16 protein-coding genes are annotated in these 16,067 nt (G+C 76.1%); 11 read left to right on the forward strand and 5 right to left on the reverse strand.

The window, feature by feature from the left end; all coding sequences use genetic code 11:
• Nucleotides 1-1,031: phosphatidylglycerol lysyltransferase domain-containing protein (locus tag PAI11_RS24155; RefSeq protein ID WP_138974178.1), on the forward strand; the 1,031-nt coding region annotated here is incomplete at its 5' end.
• On the opposite strand, the gene PAI11_RS08425 is transcribed toward PAI11_RS24155, so the two are convergent.
• Nucleotides 961-1,371 carry a hypothetical protein gene (locus PAI11_RS08425; protein WP_138974179.1) on the reverse strand — a complete coding sequence of 137 codons (411 nt, stop codon included), beginning with the start codon at nucleotides 1,369-1,371 and terminating at the stop codon, nucleotides 961-963. The genes PAI11_RS24155 and PAI11_RS08425 overlap by 71 nt on opposite strands.
• A 48-nt stretch (nucleotides 1,372-1,419) precedes the next feature.
• Between PAI11_RS08425 and PAI11_RS08430 the strand changes: the two genes are divergently transcribed.
• Genes PAI11_RS08430 through PAI11_RS08455 form a run of 6 tightly spaced genes read left to right on the forward strand, consistent with a single transcriptional unit; the run spans nucleotide 1,420 to nucleotide 7,875 of the window.
• Nucleotides 1,420-2,391 (forward strand): alpha/beta hydrolase, encoded by a 972-nt coding sequence (locus PAI11_RS08430; RefSeq protein WP_081488330.1) that lies wholly within the window; start codon nucleotides 1,420-1,422, stop codon nucleotides 2,389-2,391.
• Nucleotides 2,388-3,284: a hypothetical protein gene (locus PAI11_RS08435; RefSeq protein WP_007573067.1), complete on the forward strand. Its 897-nt coding sequence runs from the start codon at nucleotides 2,388-2,390 to the stop codon at nucleotides 3,282-3,284. Before PAI11_RS08430 ends, PAI11_RS08435 begins: the two co-directional genes overlap by 4 nt.
• Before the next feature lie 6 nt (nucleotides 3,285-3,290).
• Nucleotides 3,291-3,989 (forward strand): response regulator transcription factor, encoded by a 699-nt coding sequence (locus PAI11_RS08440; RefSeq protein ID WP_007573069.1) that lies wholly within the window; start codon nucleotides 3,291-3,293, stop codon nucleotides 3,987-3,989.
• 3 nt (nucleotides 3,990-3,992) lie between these two features.
• Nucleotides 3,993-5,453 carry a sensor histidine kinase gene (locus PAI11_RS08445; RefSeq protein WP_007573071.1) on the forward strand — a complete coding sequence of 487 codons (1,461 nt, stop codon included), beginning with the start codon at nucleotides 3,993-3,995 and terminating at the stop codon, nucleotides 5,451-5,453.
• Nucleotides 5,450-6,346 (forward strand): alpha/beta hydrolase, encoded by an 897-nt coding sequence (locus tag PAI11_RS08450; protein ID WP_007573073.1) that lies wholly within the window; start codon nucleotides 5,450-5,452, stop codon nucleotides 6,344-6,346. Before PAI11_RS08445 ends, PAI11_RS08450 begins: the two co-directional genes overlap by 4 nt.
• Before the next feature lie 35 nt (nucleotides 6,347-6,381).
• Nucleotides 6,382-7,875, forward strand: coding sequence for a hypothetical protein (locus tag PAI11_RS08455; RefSeq protein ID WP_007573075.1), 1,494 nt, complete (start codon nucleotides 6,382-6,384; stop codon nucleotides 7,873-7,875).
• A 58-nt stretch (nucleotides 7,876-7,933) separates the two neighbouring features.
• Here PAI11_RS08455 and PAI11_RS08460 read toward each other — a convergent pair whose 3' ends face one another.
• Nucleotides 7,934-9,646 (reverse strand): hypothetical protein, encoded by a 1,713-nt coding sequence (locus PAI11_RS08460; RefSeq protein WP_007573078.1) that lies wholly within the window; start codon nucleotides 9,644-9,646, stop codon nucleotides 7,934-7,936.
• Nucleotides 9,647-9,777: 131 nt separating this feature from the next.
• Here PAI11_RS08460 and PAI11_RS08465 point away from each other — a divergent pair, with 131 nt between their 5' ends.
• Nucleotides 9,778-10,926: an acyl-CoA dehydrogenase family protein gene (locus PAI11_RS08465; protein ID WP_007573080.1), complete on the forward strand. Its 1,149-nt coding sequence runs from the start codon at nucleotides 9,778-9,780 to the stop codon at nucleotides 10,924-10,926.
• A gap of 37 nt (nucleotides 10,927-10,963) precedes the next feature.
• On the opposite strand, the gene PAI11_RS08470 is transcribed toward PAI11_RS08465, so the two are convergent.
• The 3 genes from PAI11_RS08470 to PAI11_RS08480 form a co-directional block, all read right to left on the reverse strand.
• Nucleotides 10,964-11,857: an alpha/beta hydrolase gene (locus PAI11_RS08470; RefSeq protein ID WP_007573082.1), complete on the reverse strand. Its 894-nt coding sequence runs from the start codon at nucleotides 11,855-11,857 to the stop codon at nucleotides 10,964-10,966.
• A gap of 75 nt (nucleotides 11,858-11,932) precedes the next feature.
• Nucleotides 11,933-12,931: a hypothetical protein gene (locus PAI11_RS08475; RefSeq protein ID WP_138974180.1), complete on the reverse strand. Its 999-nt coding sequence runs from the start codon at nucleotides 12,929-12,931 to the stop codon at nucleotides 11,933-11,935.
• Nucleotides 12,932-13,092: 161 nt separating this feature from the next.
• The gene (locus PAI11_RS08480; RefSeq protein ID WP_138974181.1) at nucleotides 13,093-13,392 is read right to left on the reverse strand and encodes a helix-turn-helix domain-containing protein; all 300 of its coding nucleotides are present in this window, start codon (nucleotides 13,390-13,392) and stop codon (nucleotides 13,093-13,095) included.
• Between the two features lie 195 nt (nucleotides 13,393-13,587).
• On the opposite strand from PAI11_RS08480, the gene PAI11_RS08485 reads away from it, so the two are divergent.
• The 3 genes from PAI11_RS08485 to PAI11_RS08495 all read left to right on the forward strand — a co-directional run.
• A complete protein-coding gene (locus PAI11_RS08485; protein ID WP_040599289.1) occupies nucleotides 13,588-14,184 on the forward strand; it encodes a hypothetical protein in 597 nt (198 codons plus the stop codon).
• A 149-nt stretch (nucleotides 14,185-14,333) separates the two neighbouring features.
• On the forward strand, nucleotides 14,334-14,645 hold the full coding sequence (locus tag PAI11_RS08490) for a hypothetical protein (protein WP_007573090.1): 312 nt from the start codon (nucleotides 14,334-14,336) through the stop codon (nucleotides 14,643-14,645).
• Between the two features lie 33 nt (nucleotides 14,646-14,678).
• The coding region (locus PAI11_RS08495; RefSeq protein ID WP_040599291.1) for a hypothetical protein at nucleotides 14,679-16,067 on the forward strand (1,389 nt) is incomplete at its 3' end.

Below are 16,067 nucleotides of genomic sequence, written 5' to 3' on the forward strand. Positions count from 1 at the left end.
TCGCGGCGCACGGCGACGACGCGCTCGCGCCGTTCGTCCTCGGCGAGCGGCGGGCCCTGCACGTGGCGGCGGACGGCGCCCTCGCCTACCGCGTCGCGGGACGGACGGCGGTCGTCGGCGGCGACCCGGTGGCGGCCGGCGGCCGGGCGGCCGCGCTGCTCGCCGACTTCGCCGAGCGGGCCGGGGAGCAGCGCCACCGGGTCGTGGTCTACGGCGCCTCCGCGCGCCACCTGGACGACTACCGCGCCGACGGGCAGCGCGCGATCTGCATCGGCGAGGAGGCGGTCGTCGACAGCGGCTCGTTCACGCTCCGCGGCCAGCGGATGCGCTCGGTCCGGCGCGCGCTCTCGCGCCAGCAGCGCCACGGCTGGCAGCTGGAGTGCGTCGCGGGAGCGGCGCTCGGGCCGGCCGCGGCCGAGCTGCACCACCTGGAGACGGCCTGGCGCGCCGACCGCGAGCGGCTCTGCGGCTTCGCCATGACCAGCGGCCGCCTGCACGGCACCCTCGACGACGCCCGCGCCACCTTCGTGCTCGCCCGCGACCCGGACGGCGCGCTGCGGGCCGCCCTGCGGATGGCGCCGTTCCTCGGCGGGCTGTCGCTCGACGTCCAGCGCCGGATCGGCGAGACCCCCAACGGGCTGACCGAGGCGATGATCGCCACCGTCCTGCTGCACGCCGCCGAGCACGGGATCGCGACCGTCTCGCTGAACTTCGCCGGCTTCTCGCAGCTGCTCGATCCCGAGCGTGCCCGCCGCTCGCGCGATCGGCTGGCCCGCGCCGCGCTCCGCCGCACCGGCGACCGCTTCCAGCTCGACCGGCTGGTGACGTTCTGCGACAAGTTCGGCCCCCGCTGGGAGCCGCGCTACCTGGTGCTCCCCCGTCAGGCCTCGGCCGCGCTCGCCGGCTGGCGGGTGCTGCAGGCCGAGGGGCACGTCCCGGGGGCGGCGACGACCCGCGCGCTCAGCCCGCTGCGCCAGCGGCACGGCCGCGGCGTGCCGTCGGAGGCACGAGCAGCGCTCCAGCCGCGATGAGGCCGACCGCCACCAACGTCCCGGGACGGGTCAGCTGGTCGTCCAGGTGGCCTGCCACGGGCGTGCTGTCGGCGACCGCGTCCGACAGCGCCCCGGCCACGAGCAGCAGCAGCCAGGCGATCACCGCCACCTGGGCGGCCGCGCCGAGCCGCGTCCGCGCCGCCACCACCAGGCCGCCGGCGATCCCGGCCGGGATCCAGGCCAGCAGCAGCCGGGCGAGCGCCTGGCCGTCGGCGCGCGCCAGCTGCTCCAGCGGCAGCGCCCCGCGGACCCGCGGGCCGAGGACCAGGATCCCCGCCTCGCGGATCAGGTACAGCCAGCCGACGCCGGCCGCGACCACTGCGACGGCGGCCAGCCAGCCGGCGACCCGCCGCGAGGAGCCGACGCGATGAGGCGGCTGCTCGTGCGCGGGACGGTCGCCGCGTGGATCGCGCTGGGGGCGCTCGGCGTGCTCCGGTACGGCCAAGGCTACGCACAGTACCGCGGATTCCCGCCCCCGAAGGACCCTGCGGGAGTCGCCGCCGGCCAGATCGACCGGGTCCGCTTCGCCTCGGCGGCGCTCGGCGGCGAGCGCTCCTACGACGTCTACCTGCCGGCCGGCTACCGGCGCGACGTCGCCCGCGGCCAGCGCTTCGGCGTCCTCTACCTGCTGCACGGCAACCCCGGCAACCCCGAGCTGTACTTCAACGCCGGCCGGGTCGGCGTCGCCGCCGACACGCTGCTGGCCCACCACCGGATCACGCCGATGCTGATCGTCGTCCCCGACGGGCGCGACGGCACCTGGCGCGGCGACACCGAGTGGGCCGACACGCCCCACGGCCGCTACGGGTCGCTGGTGCTCGACGTCGTCCGCGACGTCGACCGTCGCTTCCCGACGATCGCGAACCGCCGCCACCGGGTGATCGGCGGCTACTCGATGGGCGCCTACGGGGCGGTCCAGCTGACGCTCAGCCACCCGCGGATCTTCGGCGCCTTCGAGTCGTGGTCCGGGTACTTCCGCCAGCAGGCCACGTACAGCTTCTCCGGCGCCAGCCCCGCGACCCTGCGCGCCGCCAGCCCGATCGACGAGCTGCACCGGCTCGCCAAGGCCCCGCCGGCGGTCGCCCGCCGGGTCCCCGCGCCGGGGTCCGCGCCGCCGCTGGCCCGCCGCCACCGGTCGCGGCTGCCGCTCGCGGCCTACGTCTACGGCGGGGACGTCGACCCGGAGACGGCCCAGATGCCGGCCTTCGTCCGCGCGCTGCGCCGGGCCGGGATCACGACCAGCTCGCGGATCGTCCCCGGCCGTCACGACTGGGCGGTCTGGCGGCCGATGGTGCCGACGATGCTGCGCTGGGCGAACGCGCGGATGGCGGGACGATGAGCCCGTCGGTCCTCCCCGGGGCGCTGCTCGCGCTGGTCGCCTCGCTGGCGCTGAACGCCGGCTACCTGACCCAGCACCGCGGCGGTCGCCACCTGCCGCCGCTCGACGTCCGACGGCCGCTGCGGACGCTCGCCGGGCTGCTGCGCTCGCGGGTCTGGCTGCTCGGCACCGCCACCGGGATGCTCGGCTGGGCGCTGTTCGTCGCCGCCCTCGCGCTCGCGCCGCTCTCGATCGCGCAGGCGTTCGCGGGCGGCGGCCTGGCACTGGTCGTGCCGCTCGCCTCGCGCGTGACCGGCCGGCCGCTGAGCGGACGCGAGCGGGCCGCCGTGCCGGCGATCGCGCTCGGGCTGGCGCTGCTGGCGGTCGGGACCCGCGACGCCGGGGCGCGGACGGCCGGCCACGAGCAGCTGCTGCCGCTGCTGGTCGGCGCCTCGCTGGCCGCCGGCGCGCTACTCGCGGTGCCCGCCGGGGCTCGCCGTCCGCAGCTGCTCGGGATCGCGGCCGGGGTCTTCTACGGCGCTGCCGACGCCGCGACCAAGGCCGTCTGCGGCGCCGCCCGCAGCGGGCTGCTGCCGGCGATCCTGTCGCCCTGGACGGCTGCCCTCGTGGCGCTGACGGTGGCGGCGTTCTTCTGCTTCCAGCGCGGCCTCCAGACCGGCCGTCCGCTGCCGGTGATCGCCCTGATGGCCACCTCCACCAGCCTGGTCGCGGTGATCGGCGGCCTGGCCGCGTTCGCCGAGCCGCTCGGCCAGACGCCGTTGCTCGCGGCGTTGCGGATCTGCGGGCTGCTGACCGTCGCGGTCGCCGGCTGGGTCCTCGCCCCCGCGCCGGCGCGGCTGCTGCCGGCATCGCCCACCCGCGAGCTGGCCGGCGACGGGCCGGCGCTACGGTAGTCCGCGATGGCCGGTGAGATGCTCGACATCCTGGTCTGCGACGACGAGGCGACGCTGCGGGAGGCGCTCCGCCAGTCGTTCGAGCGCGAGGGTCACCGCGTGCGCGCCGTCGGCGACGGCGACGAGGCGCTGCGCTGCATCGCCGAGCAGCGCTTCGACGTCGTGCTGCTGGATGTCGCCCTCGGGCCGCAGAGCCCCAGCGGCTACGACGTCTGCCGGCGGCTGCGGGACCAGCGCGACGACACGCCGATCATCATGCTGACCGCGCTCGACAGCGAGGCCGACGCGGTCCAGGGCCTCGAGGCCGGTGCCGACGACTACGTCGTCAAGCCGTTCCGGCCCGCCGAGCTGCGCAGCCGGATCCGGGCGCTGCTGCGCCGCGCAGCCCCCGCTCGCGAGCAGCCGCTGCTGGAGCTCGGCTCGCTGACCATCGACGTCGGCCGTCGCGAGGTCCGCCGCGACGGCGTGCCGGTGACCCTGACCTTCTCCGAGTTCGCGGTCCTGCACGCGCTCGTCGCCGACCGCCAGCGGGTCCACGGCCGTCAGGAGCTGCTGCGGATGATCTGGGGCGACTCCGCCTACCGCGACCCGCGGGCGATCGACGTCCACGTCCGGCACCTGCGCGAGAAGCTCGAGGAGGTCCCCGGCGAGCCGCGGCTGATCCTGACCGTGCGCGGCGCCGGCTACCGCGTCGGCGAGGTCTGATCGGTGCGGATCGGGCTGCGCGGGCGGTTCGTCGCCGTGCTCGTCGGCGTCGCCGCGCTGACCCTGGCGGTCGCGGCGGTGACCCTGCTCTCGCCGCTCGACGCGCGGCTGCGGGCCGACGCCGTGCGGACCCTGTCGAGCGAGCTGCGCGACGGGCGCGGCGCGCTGACGCCGCTGCGGGCGGCCGACCTGCGGGCGCCGAGCCGTCAGGCATCGCCCGGGCCGACCCGCGGACGTCGTTCCGGGCCGCCGACCGGGCTCCCCCGCGACGTCCCGCTGCGACGCGCGATCCGCTCGCTGCGGCGCCGCACGCTGGCCGAGATCGAGCTGTTCGACGGCCGCGGCCGGTCGCTGCTGCCGGGCGAGGGCGGTGAGCAGGACGTCGACCGCGACCTGATCCGCACGGCCCTGCGGGTGCCCGGCGTCCACACGCGGACGCACGAGAGCCGCCACCCGCCGGAGGCCGTCGCCGCGCTGGCCGTCCAGCTGCGGGATGGCAGCACGGTCGTCGCCCAGGCCACGCAGTCGCTGCGCAGCGTCGACAACGCGGTCGACGTCGTCGCCCGCGCCGTGGTCCTGGCGGGGATCGCGGGCCTGGTCGGCGCGCTGCTGGTCGGCACGCTGCTGGCCGGCCGGATCGTCCGCCGGCTGCGGCGCCTGCGCGCCACCGCGCTGCGCGTCGCCCGCGACGGCCCGGCGGCCGAGATGCCGTCCGAGACCGGCACCGACGAGGTCGCCGACCTGAGCCGCGCGTTCGCCACGATGCAGCGGCGCCTGCGCGAGCAGGAGGAGGCGCGCAAGGCGTTCGTCGCGACCGCCTCGCACGAGCTGCGCACGCCGCTCTCGTCGCTGCGGCTGATGCTCGACATGCTCCGCGGCGACCTCGAGGCGCAGCCGCCGGCGCTGGCCGACGCCCGCGACCAGGCGGCGCGCGCCGAGACGCAGACCGAGCGGCTCTCGACCCTCGCCGACCAGCTGCTGCAGCTGAGCCGGGTCGATGCCGGGCTGCCGCCGCGGACCGAGCCGGTCCAGGTCGACGAGGTCGTGCGCTCGGTGGTCGCCGAGTTCGACGTCCGGATCGCCGACGAGCGGCGCGACGTGACGCTGACGATCGACGGCGAGCGCTGGGTCGACGGCGATCCCGGAGCGGTCGCGCAGATCGTCCGGATCCTGGTCGACAACGCGCTCCGCCACGCGCGCGGCGCCCCGGTCCGGGTCGTCGTCGGCGCCACCGCCTCCGCGCCCGCGCTGCGCGTGGAGGACGACGGACCGGGCGTCCCGGCCGCGCAGCGGGAGTCGATCTTCCTGCGCTTCGCCCGTGGCCAGGACGCCGGCGAGGGCTTCGGCCTGGGGCTGGCTATCGCCCGCGAGCTGGCCCGCTCGATGGGCGGCGAGCTGACCCTCGACCCGGCCGCGCCCGGCGCCCGCTTCGTGCTCACCCTCCCGGAAGGAGCCCCCCGATGAACCCGCGCCCGTTGCTGCTCGTCGCCCTCTCGCTGACGCTGGCCGGCTGCAGCGCCGCCGGTGCCCGCAGCGCCGCCGCCCCGGCCGTCGGCACGATCGTCGACGGCCACTTCCGCTCGGCGGCGCTGCACGACACCGCCCGCTACCGCGTCTTCCTGCCGCCGGGCTACGGTCGCGGCGGCCGCCGCTACCCGGTCGTCTACTTCCTCCACGGGCTGCCGGCGAGCGGGCGCTCCTACCGCAACCAGCGGGTCGGGATGATCGGCCGGGCCGCCGTGCGGGCGGGGCGGCCGGTGATCGTCGTCGGCGCCCAGGGAGCGCGGACCGGCGAGCGCGACCCCGAGTGGCTCGACCACGGCCCCGGCCGCGACTGGGAGTCGGCGGTCGCCGACGAGCTGATCCCGACCATCGACCGCCGCTTCCGCACGATCGCCGACCGTCGCGCGCGGGCGATCCTGGGCCTCTCGGCGGGCGGCTACGGCGCGATGCTGATCGGGCTCCACAACCCGCAGGCGTTCTCGGTGATCCAGGCCTGGAGCGGGTACTTCTTCCCGACCGACGAGCGCGGCCGCCGGATCCACCTCGGCAGCGCCGCCGCCGACCGGCGGGCGGACGCCCATGCCCTGCTCGCCGACCTGCCGGCGGAGATCCGCAGCGACGGGCGCGTGACGGTCGAGTTCTACGTCGGCGCCCAGGATCGCGCGCTGCGCGGCGAGAACGAGCGGTTCGCCCACGACCTGCGGCGGCTCGGCGTGCCGCACCGGTTCGCCATCTACCCCGGCAGCCACTCCTCGAAGCTCTGGAACGCCCAGCAGCAGTCGTGGGTCGCGCGGGCCGTGCGCGGCCTGCTGCCGGTGACCGCGCCCGCGACGCGGAGCGCCGCCAAGAAGTAAGAGGTACCACCTCTCACTCTGCCATCATCCGCGCGGTGAGCTCCGTCGATCCGCGCACCCCCGTCCTCGTCGGCACCGGTCAGGTTACGCACCGGTCCGGATCCGGCCCGACCTCGCCGCTGGAGCTGATGGTCGAGGCCGCCCGCCGGGCCGCGGCCGACGCCGGCAGCGGCGGCGACGCGCTGCTGGCCGGGGTGCAGAGCGTCGCGGTCGTCGACGTCTTCTCGTGGCCGATCCCCGATCCCGGCAGCCTGCTGGCCACCGAGCTCGGGCTCTCCCCGCGCGAGACCGTCCGGACCGTCGTCGGCGGCAACGGCCCGATCGCGCTGCTCGGCGACCTCGCCGCGCAGATCGCCGACGGCACGCTGGAGAGCGCGCTGATCGCCGGCGGCGAGGTCGTCAGCGCCTTCCGCACCGCGATGACGACCGGCGGCGAGACCGGCTGGCCGACCCAGCCCGACGGCACCGCCCCCTCGCGCGTGGTCGGCAAGGACGCCCCGCCCTCGCATCCCGCCGAGCTGGCCGCCGGCCTCGTCGTCCCGGCCAACTACTACCCGCTCTTCGAGCACGCCCTGCGCCACGAGGCCGGCCGCAGCACCGCCGAGCAGCGGGCCTGGATCGGCAGCTGGTGGTCGCGCTACAGCGAGGTCGCCGCCGGCCATCCGAACGCCTGGTCGCGGACGCCGATGAGCGCCGAGCAGGTGGCGTCGCCCGAGGACGGCAACCGGCCGATCAGCGACCCGTACCTGAAGTGCATGGTCGCCAACATCACCGTCGACCAGTCGGCGGCGCTGCTGCTGACCAGCGCCGGCGCCGCCGAGGCGGCCGGGATCGCCCGCGACCGCTGGGTCTTCGTCCACGCGACGGCCGGCGGCGCCGACCACTGGCTGGTCGGGGAGCGCGACCAGCTCCACCGCTCCCCCGCGATCGCCGCCGGCGGCGCCGCGGTCTTCGGGCACGCCGGGATCGACGCCGACGACGTGGCGCTGGTCGACCTGTACTCGTGCTTCCCGTGCGCGGTCCAGATCGGCGCCCGCGAGCTGGGATTCGTCGTCGACGACCCGGCGCGGCCGCTGACGGTCACCGGCGGCCTGGTCTTCTTCGGCGGGCCGGCCAACGACTACGTCACGCACTCGCTGGCGACGCTGGTCGACCGGGCGCGCCAGCAGCCCGACGAGCTGGCGCTGGCGAGCGCGGTCGGCTGGTACATGACCAAGCACGGCCTGGCGCTGCTGTCCGCCCGCCCGCCGGCCCGGCCGTTCGCCCACCACGACGTCCAGGCGACGGTCGACGCGGGCCCGCGGCGGACGATCGTCGACGAGCCCAGCGGCAGCTGGACCGTCGAGAGCTTCACCGCCAGCCACGACCGCGGCGGCAGCGCGAACTTCGGCACGGTCGCCGCCCGCGACGAGCGGGGCCGGCGGGCGTTCGCCAAGACCGACGACGCGGCGACGATCGCGCGCCTGCTCGCCGACGACCCGATCGGCCAGCCGGTCGAGCTGGGCGTGGCGACCGGCTTCGCGCTCTGACGGGCGCGCGCGGCCTGCGACCCCGACGGTCGCACCGGGCGCGCGCTCCCAGACGCCGCTAGCGCGCGACCCGCAGCTGCGCCCGGACCCAGGGCCCGGCGGCGACCCGGACCGCCACCTTCGCCGTCCGCGCCCGCCGGACCCGCGCGCTGGCGCGGGCCCCGAGCCGGACGGTCACGCGGCAGCTCAGGCGTCCGCAGGTCCCGACCCGCGTGGCGAGCCGCTTGCGGCGCGCGTCGCGGATCGTGACCCGGCAGCGCCCCAGGCAGCGGACCCCGACGACGACGCGGCCGCGGGCCGTCAGCCGCAACCTGGCGCCGCGGATCCGGGCGACCGCCTGGGCCTCGACCTCGGCCGAGCGGGCGATCGCGACGGCGGGCGGGCTGGTCACGAGCGATCCGTCGGCGGCGAACCAGTCCGGATGGGCGCTGCGGAGCGGTCCCAGGACGCCCGTCTGCCGCAACCGCGCCAGGCAGTGCGGCTGCCGCGGCACGCCGTTGGCGGCGACGATGAAGTCGCGGAACGCCAGCGCCGTCGGCTCGAGCGCGTAGCCGCTGCCGGAGCCGCCGAGGAAGCCGAAGAACTGCTCGCGCACCAGCCGCTGGTAGGCGTCCTCGGACATCGTCAGGCTGCGGTTCGGCACCGTCCCGGAGGTCACCAGCGTGTGCGGCTGCCAGGCCGCGACCGCGCAGTCGTTGCGGGTGCCGAGCTCGGCGCCGCGCCGGATCATCGCGCTGCGCTGCGGTTCCTGGGAGGCGTGGTCGCGGTAGACGCCGTCGATGTACCCCGGCGGCGTCGTGACGCCGGTCTCGGTCGCGAGGATCGGGACCCACGGCGCGATCCCCATGCCCATCAGCAACTCGCGGTAGGCGGTCACGTCGGTCAGCACCGCCTCGCCCGATCCCTGGACCCCGTGCCAGCCGTAGGGGTGCAGCGAGAAGCCGTCGACCCGCTCGAGCAGGCGCGGGTCGGCCGCCGCGACGTCGCGCAGGAAGTACTGGATCGCGACCGCGCTGGTCGGCGACGTCTCGTTCGCGCCCCAGTGGTTGGTCGGGCCGCCGAGCGCGACGCGGACGGTCGGGGTCCGCTCCTGGACCGCATCGAGGGTCGCCCGCAGCATCCGCGCGTACTGCCCGGCGTCGACCCGCCCGCACCAGCGGCTGGGGTCGTTGGGCTCGTTCCAGACCTCCAGCCAGCGCGGCGCGAGGCTCGCGTCGAGGCCGGGGTTCGCCTTCCAGAAGCTGCCGCCCGGGCCGTAGCGGTCGATCGCCCACCGCAGGTAGGCGCGGTAGGCGCCGAGGTCGGTCGGCATCGCGTAGCCGATCACGCCGTGGACGCAGTTGGGCGGAACGACCCAGGCCGGCGCCGAGTCGATGATCAGCTCGGCTCGGATCCGGCGCTTCGCGAGCCCCGCCACCAGCCGGTCGAGCACCGCCGGGGCGTGCCTGCCGCGCTGGGGCTCCGTCCACGGCCACAGCAGCGACAGGCGGGCGGTCTGCAGGCGCATCTCGCGCATCCGGTCGAGCAGCCGGTCGACGGTCGCCGTGTCGCCGGCCAGCGCCGTGTTGACCAGCGACTGGATGTTGATCCCGTACTCGGTGCCGCTGTAGGGCGCCAGGGCGTGGGGCTCGCCGGGTGGCGCGGGCGCCGCCGACGCCGGGCCGGCCGATGCCCCCGACGCCAGCGCGAGCGCGAGCGCCAGGGCCCGTAGGAGGCCCCGCCGTCGGGGCGCGCGCGCCTTCGCCGGTGATCCGGTCGGCCCCAACGGCATGGGCGCCACGCTACTCGACGGCCCGCCCCGGCGGCGCACCAGTGCGACCCCGCCCGCCGTGGCCTGGTCGGCTGGCCAGCCGGCTCGCTCGCCTGTCACACTCGCCGCGTCGCGACGAGGAGAGAGCGGAGATGAAGAGGACCCTGTTCGAGGACGAGCACGAGGAGTTCCGGCACAGCTTCCGGACGTTCCTCGAGCGCGAGGTCGCCCCCCACGACCGCGAGTGGGACGCGGCCGGGATCGTCCCCCACGAGATCTACGAGGCGGCCGGAGAGGGCGGCTTCCTCTGCATGCCGGTGCCGGAGGAGCACGGCGGCGCCGGGGTCGACGACTTCCGCTTCAGCGCCGTCCAGCACGAGGAGCTGATGCGGCTCGGGCTGACCGGGTTCGGGATCGGGATGACGCTCCACAACGACGTCTGCCTGCCCTACTTCCTGCACAACACCGACGACGAGCAGAAGCGCCGCTGGCTGCCGGGCATGGTCAGCGGCAAGCTGGTGACCGCGATCGGGATGACCGAGCCGGGGATCGGCTCCGACCTCGGCCGGCTGGCGACGACCGCCCTGCGCGACGGCGACCACTACGTCGTCAACGGCGCCAAGACCTTCATCACCAACGGGATCAACGCCGACCTGGTGATGACGGCGGTCAAGACCGACCCGAGCCAGCGCCACCGTGGGATCAGCCTGATGGTGATCGAGCGCGGCACCCCCGGGTTCGAGCGCGGCCGCAACCTGGAGAAGGTCGGCCTCCACGGCCAGGACACCGCCGAGCTGTTCTTCAGCGACGCCCAGGTGCCGGTCGAGAACCTGCTCGGCGAGGAGGGCAAGGGCTTCGGCTACCTCGTGGCCGGGCTGGCGCAGGAGCGGCTGTCGGTGGCCTGGGACGCGTGGTCGTCGGCCCGCTCCGGCGTCGAGTGGACAATCGAGTACGTCAAGCAGCGCGAGGCGTTCGGGCAGGCGATCGGCGACTTCCAGACCGTCCGCCACGCGCTCGCCGACTGCCAGACCGAGGTCGACGTCGCCCGCACCTTCCTCGACCGCTGCACGGTCGCCCTCAACGACGGCGAGCTGACCGTCGAGGAGGCCGCCCAGGTCAAGCTCTGGACGACCGAGATGCAGGGCCGCGTGCTGGACCGCTGCGTCCAGCTGCACGGCGGCTACGGGTACATGGTCGAGACGCCGATCGCCCGCGCCTGGGCCGACGCCCGCGTGACCCGGATCTATGCCGGCGCCAACGAGATCATGAAGGAGATCATCGGCCGCGCGGTGCTGGCCTGAGCGCTCCGCCGCCGGGCCCGCGGCGCCGGCCGCCGGCCTAGGCGAGGTGGCGCCGCAGGAACTCCAGCTGGTCGGCGACCGTCCGCTCGAACGCGTCGCCGACGTAGATGTCGAAGTGGCCGATCGGATAGCGGACCAGCTCGCCCCGCGGCGCGGCGGCGGCCATCCGCACCGCCGCGGCGGGCGGCGTGGTCTGGTCCTCGTCGCAGACGCAGACCAGCAGCGGCGCCTGCACCCGTCCGGCCTTGCGGCCGGGCCGGTAGAGCGGCAGCTTCAGCGCCAGCCGCGCGGCGACGCCGTTCTGCCAGCGCGTCCCCTCCCCCTGGATCGCGGCGAAGCCCGGCTCGGCCTCGGGCGCGGTCATCACGGCGAACCCGCCGGGCGGCGCGACCGCCGGGATCAGGTGCGCGTCGCGTCCCAGCAGCGCCCCGAGCTGGTCGCGGACGCCGGCCGCCGACATCCGCAGCAGGTTCCGCAGCGGGACCTCGCGCAGCGTCGGGATCGAGTCCACGTAGGGCGCCTGCGAGACGACCGCGGCGACCTCGGGATCGCCGGCGGCGACGGCGACCACGTGCCCGCCGCTGAACGACGAGCCCCAGAGCGCGATCCGGCGCCGGTCGACGCCCTCGAGCCCGCGGACGTACGCCAGCGCGGCGCGGTAGTCCTCGTGCTGCTCGGCGATGTCCAGCAGCTGCCGCGGCTCCCCCTCGCTGGCGCCGAAGTGGCGGTAGTCGAAGACCAGCACGACGAACCCGGCGGCGGCGAACCGCTCGGCGTAGGCCGGCAGCCGCTCGTCGCGGGTCGCGCTGAACCCGTGCGCCATCACGATCGCGGGCCGGCCGCCGTCCGGCGCCGCGCCGTCGGGCCGGTACAGGTAGGCGGCGCACCGCAGGCCGCCGGAGGGGAAGGTGACCTCGCTGCGCTCGGGCATGGCCGCAGCGTAGCCGTCCCCCTCCCCCGGTCCGCTGGCGGATTCCGTGAGCGAGGCCGGCGGAGCGCCCGCCGCTCACCACCCCGGCGGCAGCGGCCGGTAGTAGACCAGCGGCCCGACCAGGCGGCCGCTGAAGACGTAGGCGGAGACGAACAGCACCCGCCCGAGCCGCAACGGGCCGGGCAGGACCTTGACGGTCGGGACGCCGACCGAGGTCAGCGGGCCGAACCAGCCCTGCAGGCTCAGGCCCTGCGTGGTGCCGGTGGCGGCGTCCTCGAGCGCCAGCGACCAGGCGCCGAAGCTGCCGGGCAGCCGCTGGGCCTCGACCACGTCCCAGCGCCGGCCGGCGACGTCGAGGTGCGAGCGCTTGCCGTGGCTGGCCAGGAACCCGGCCGCGCGCAGTCGCCGGGCGGTCGCGGGGTCGGCGACGGTCCGCCAGTCGCGGAAGCCGCGCAGCATCCCCTCGGCCTGGCGGTCGACGCCGCGCGCTCCCGCGTTGTAGTGGAACCCGATCCGCAGCACCGAGGTCTCGGGCCGCCCGCTCCAGGCGACGTCCTCGATGCTCGGCGTCCCCTCGTTGCTCGGCGACAGCGTCCGCGGCAGCAGCTGCTCGACCGCCCACCGGTTGCGCAGCAGCTGCTCGCGCCCCGGGTAGTAGCGGACCCGGATCTGGCTCTTGGCGGTCTCCCCGTCGAGCGCCGTGTAGTCCTCGTAGGCGACCAGGAAGCCGCCGCCGGGCAGGCTCCGGATCGTCGGCATGTTGCCGCCGTCGACGTCGAGGTCGGTGACCCGCCGCCAGTTGATCAGGTCGGGCGAGACGCCGACGCTGACCGCGTAGTCGGCCGGGCCCGGCCCGCTCGGCCAGAAGTAGACCCCGATGTAGCCGGTGCCGATCGGGTCGGCGACGACGTCGAGGCCGGCGAGCTGCCGGCGGCCGGTGTCCTTGGCGGTGTAGCGGACGTGCAGCGGGTCGCGCGGGATCGCCTCCAGCAGGGCGCGCGGCGACGGCCCAGGTGGTGGCGGCTGCGCTGGCGCTGATCGGGCCGTGGCGCCGCCGAGGGCGGCGACGCTCACCGCCGCCAGGGCGATCGCGACCGGCGCTCGGCGGATGCCGGCGCCGACGGCCGTGCGCGCGACGCGCTGCCGTCCTCCCCCCAGGACGTGACTCCGACCGTTGCCGATCACCCGCGGCGAGCCTACGGCACCGCCGGCGGGCCATCAACGGCGCGGCGCGCTCAGGAGTCGTCGAGGCGACGGCGCAGCTCGGCGACCTCGGCCTCGAGCGCGAGCAGGCGCTGCAGCAGCCCCGCCCCCTCGGCCGGCGGCGTGCCGGCCAGCAGCTCGCCGGGCGTGGTGCCGAGCGCGATCGCGAGCGTGACGACCTGGCTGGCGCCCGGCTCGCCCTGTCCGTTCTCCCACCGGCGGTAGGTCACGGCCGAGACGCCGATCCAGGCCGCGACCTGGTCCTGGGTCAGACCTGCCGTCTCGCGTCCACGGACGAGGGCCGCCGAGAGGGGGGTTCGAGAAGCCGCCATCGGCAGGAAGTCTCCGCGATCGAGCGGTCGAGCGACAGCGTCCTCGGCGGCGATCACCGTGCATGTCGCGGTCTTCGGCTCGACTGATCGATCGGGCGAAGCCAGCGACCGACGTCGGCATTCCCACGAGCTTCCGACACAGAGGCGGTTCCCAGCCGACGACGATCAGACTTGACGACATCTATCGCTTCATGAATGATCGCTCTCGTGACGTCGATCGCGATCACCGACAGCGGGCCCTCCCACCCCGCCGAGGGCCCGCCGTTCACCGGCATCAGCCCGCGCCAGGTGTCCGCGCACGCCGCCGTGCAGTGCGCCCGCCGGCTCCGCCAGGACCCGCGAGCGCTCGCCTGGTCGCCACGCTCGCCGGTGCCCTCGATCCCCGACGGAAAGGTCCCGGTCGAGATCCGCGCCGCCGTCGACGAGGCCCGCGACTACCTGGTCCAGATCGCCCGCCACGGCACGTTCACCACGGTCGCGCCCGCCTGGCTGCGCTCGGACCCCGACCGCGACCGGCGCTACGACGCCTACCTGGTGATCGGCGACGACGTCGCGCTGCTGCTCGTCCGCGGTCGCCCGGCGAAGCCGTCGCGCGACCACTGGCTGGTCACGACGGTCGTCACGCGCAACGGCCTCGACAGCCCCTACAGCCGCGAGCGCAAGCACGCTCGTCGCGCGCGGGTGCAGGCGCGGGAGCGCCGCCCCGAGCGCTGGTTCTCGGTCCGTGCCTACCGCCGCCCCCACGGCGAGCGCCAGCGGCTGCGGGCCGAGTACCGGGACCGAGGCGGCTGACCCCCCGACCGCCTCGGTCCCACCCCCCGATCACGGCGCGCCGCTCGCTTCGGCGCGCCCTCCGAGCTCCCCCAAGAGCCCCGTTCCCGGCGTCCGGACCGGAACGGGCGACCACCCCTGTCCGGATCCCTGTCCAAGGAGGACCACCCGTGCGCACGTTGCGCAACACCCTGCTCGCCCTCGTCGCCGCGCTCTCGCTGTCTGTCGGGGCCTCGGCCACCGCCAACGCCAGCGGCAGCAGCGGCCCGCTCTGCACCGTCAAGTCCGGCGAGGGCTGGGACCACTGGCTCCGTACCTACCCCAGCCCCTACGGCGGGACGATCGAGTACCTGCCGCCCGGCGCGACCTTCCGGATGCACTTCCAGGAGGACGAGAACTGGGGGATCCTCTGGGCGTTCGGCCACTCGGCCACGTCGTTCCCCACCGACGGCTACTTCCCCCGCTACAAGCTCAACTGCTAGCGGCGGACGACGGCTCTCGAAGGACGCCGAGACGTGCTGCGCGGCATCGCCCTCGCGGTCGTGCTGCTCGTCGGGACGCCGGCGACCGCCGGCGCCGTGGTGCCCACCGCACCCGGCGCCGGCGGCTCGCCGCTGGCGATTCGAACGCTCGCCGACCGGATCACGACCACCGCCCTGCGATCGATCGACGACCGCGGCCGGATCTGGGATCCGATCGGCCGCAACCTGATCGGCTACTACGGCCCGGCCGGGTTCGGCTACGCCGGCCTGCGCGCCGCCGCCCGCACGGGCGACCGCGACCTGCGCGAGCGGGCGATCCGGGCCCTGATGCTCTCCGTCCGCGAGCGCCACGCGACCCCGTTCGACCAGTGGCTGGTCGCCAAGGCCTACCGCTGGGCCCACCGGCGCCTGGCCGCCGATCGCGACTGGCAGCAGGTCGCGCCGCAGATCGCCGCCTACCTCGACGACCCGCCGTTCCGCTCGGCCGCGCAGCCACCGTCCGCGGGCTGGATCGACCCCCGGCGCTACAACAACTGGAAGCTCGTCGAGCTGGCCGCGCGGACCACGGCGACCGCGGCCGGACGCTTCCCGGCGAGCCCGCGGCGCAGCTCGCGCCTGCGCACGATCGGGCGGCTGGCGATCGGCGCCGCCGCCACGCCCGTCCGCAGCTCCTGGATCGCCGCCCGCGCCCGCGCGCTCTCGGACCCGCCGAGCAACCCGATCGCCTACTCCACGCTCTCGGCGGTGATGCTGCGCGACGTCGGGCTGGCCGATCCGCCCCGCGACCGGGTCGCGCTGCGGCGCCTGCGCGAGCAGGTCGGCCGCTACCTGGCGGCGGTGATGGCGCCGAACGGGACGCTCGCCTGGAGCGGCCGCTCGGCCGAGCTGAGCTGGACCCTCGCCGCCGCGATGGTCGTCGGCGCCGACCGCGACGACCGCGCCGGACGTGGCATGGCCAACGCCGCCTGGCGGCGCCTGCGGGACGCGTACGGGATCCGGCCCGACGGCTACCTGGCGATCGCGCCGGTCCTGCGCGACGGCGACGACGCCAGCGGCATCGACCGCTACGCCAACACCGTGATCTACGGCGGCCTGACCGCGGTCCTGCTCAACGACGCCGCCGACGCGCTCGACGGCCAGCCCGCCCTCGCCGGCGGACCGCCGGCCGCCACCCGCTCGGGGACCACCTCCGACATCGCCGGCTCCGGCGCCGTCGCCGCCCGCCGCGGCGACGTCTGGTGGGCGGCGACGCTGCGGCCGAGCCACCTCGACCTGCGCTACCAGCCGGGGCTCGAGGCGATCCAGGTCCGCGACCGCGGCGGCTGGCACGAGCTGCTGCCGGCGCGGCCGAAGGTCGGAGCCCCGCGCAGCCTCTGGCCGGCCCCGGCCGGCTGCAGCTGGCGAGCGGCCGGCCCGACGCGG

Source organism: Patulibacter medicamentivorans (assembly GCF_000240225.1).
GTDB lineage: Bacteria > Actinomycetota > Thermoleophilia > Solirubrobacterales > Solirubrobacteraceae > Patulibacter > Patulibacter medicamentivorans.

Coding starts and splice junctions, on each gene's coding strand:
- PAI11_RS08430 (WP_081488330.1), top strand. CDS start 1,420: ATGAGGCGGCTGCTCGTGCGCGGGACGGTCGCCGCGTGGATCGCGCTG.
- PAI11_RS08435 (WP_007573067.1), top strand. CDS start 2,388: ATGAGCCCGTCGGTCCTCCCCGGGGCGCTGCTCGCGCTGGTCGCCTCG.
- PAI11_RS08440 (WP_007573069.1), top strand. CDS start 3,291: ATGGCCGGTGAGATGCTCGACATCCTGGTCTGCGACGACGAGGCGACG.
- PAI11_RS08450 (WP_007573073.1), top strand. CDS start 5,450: ATGAACCCGCGCCCGTTGCTGCTCGTCGCCCTCTCGCTGACGCTGGCC.
- PAI11_RS08460 (WP_007573078.1), bottom strand. CDS start 9,646: ATGCCGTTGGGGCCGACCGGATCACCGGCGAAGGCGCGCGCGCCCCGA.
- PAI11_RS08465 (WP_007573080.1), top strand. CDS start 9,778: ATGAAGAGGACCCTGTTCGAGGACGAGCACGAGGAGTTCCGGCACAGC.
- PAI11_RS08470 (WP_007573082.1), bottom strand. CDS start 11,857: ATGCCCGAGCGCAGCGAGGTCACCTTCCCCTCCGGCGGCCTGCGGTGC.
- PAI11_RS08480 (WP_138974181.1), bottom strand. CDS start 13,392: ATGGCGGCTTCTCGAACCCCCCTCTCGGCGGCCCTCGTCCGTGGACGC.
- PAI11_RS08485 (WP_040599289.1), top strand. CDS start 13,588: ATGATCGCTCTCGTGACGTCGATCGCGATCACCGACAGCGGGCCCTCC.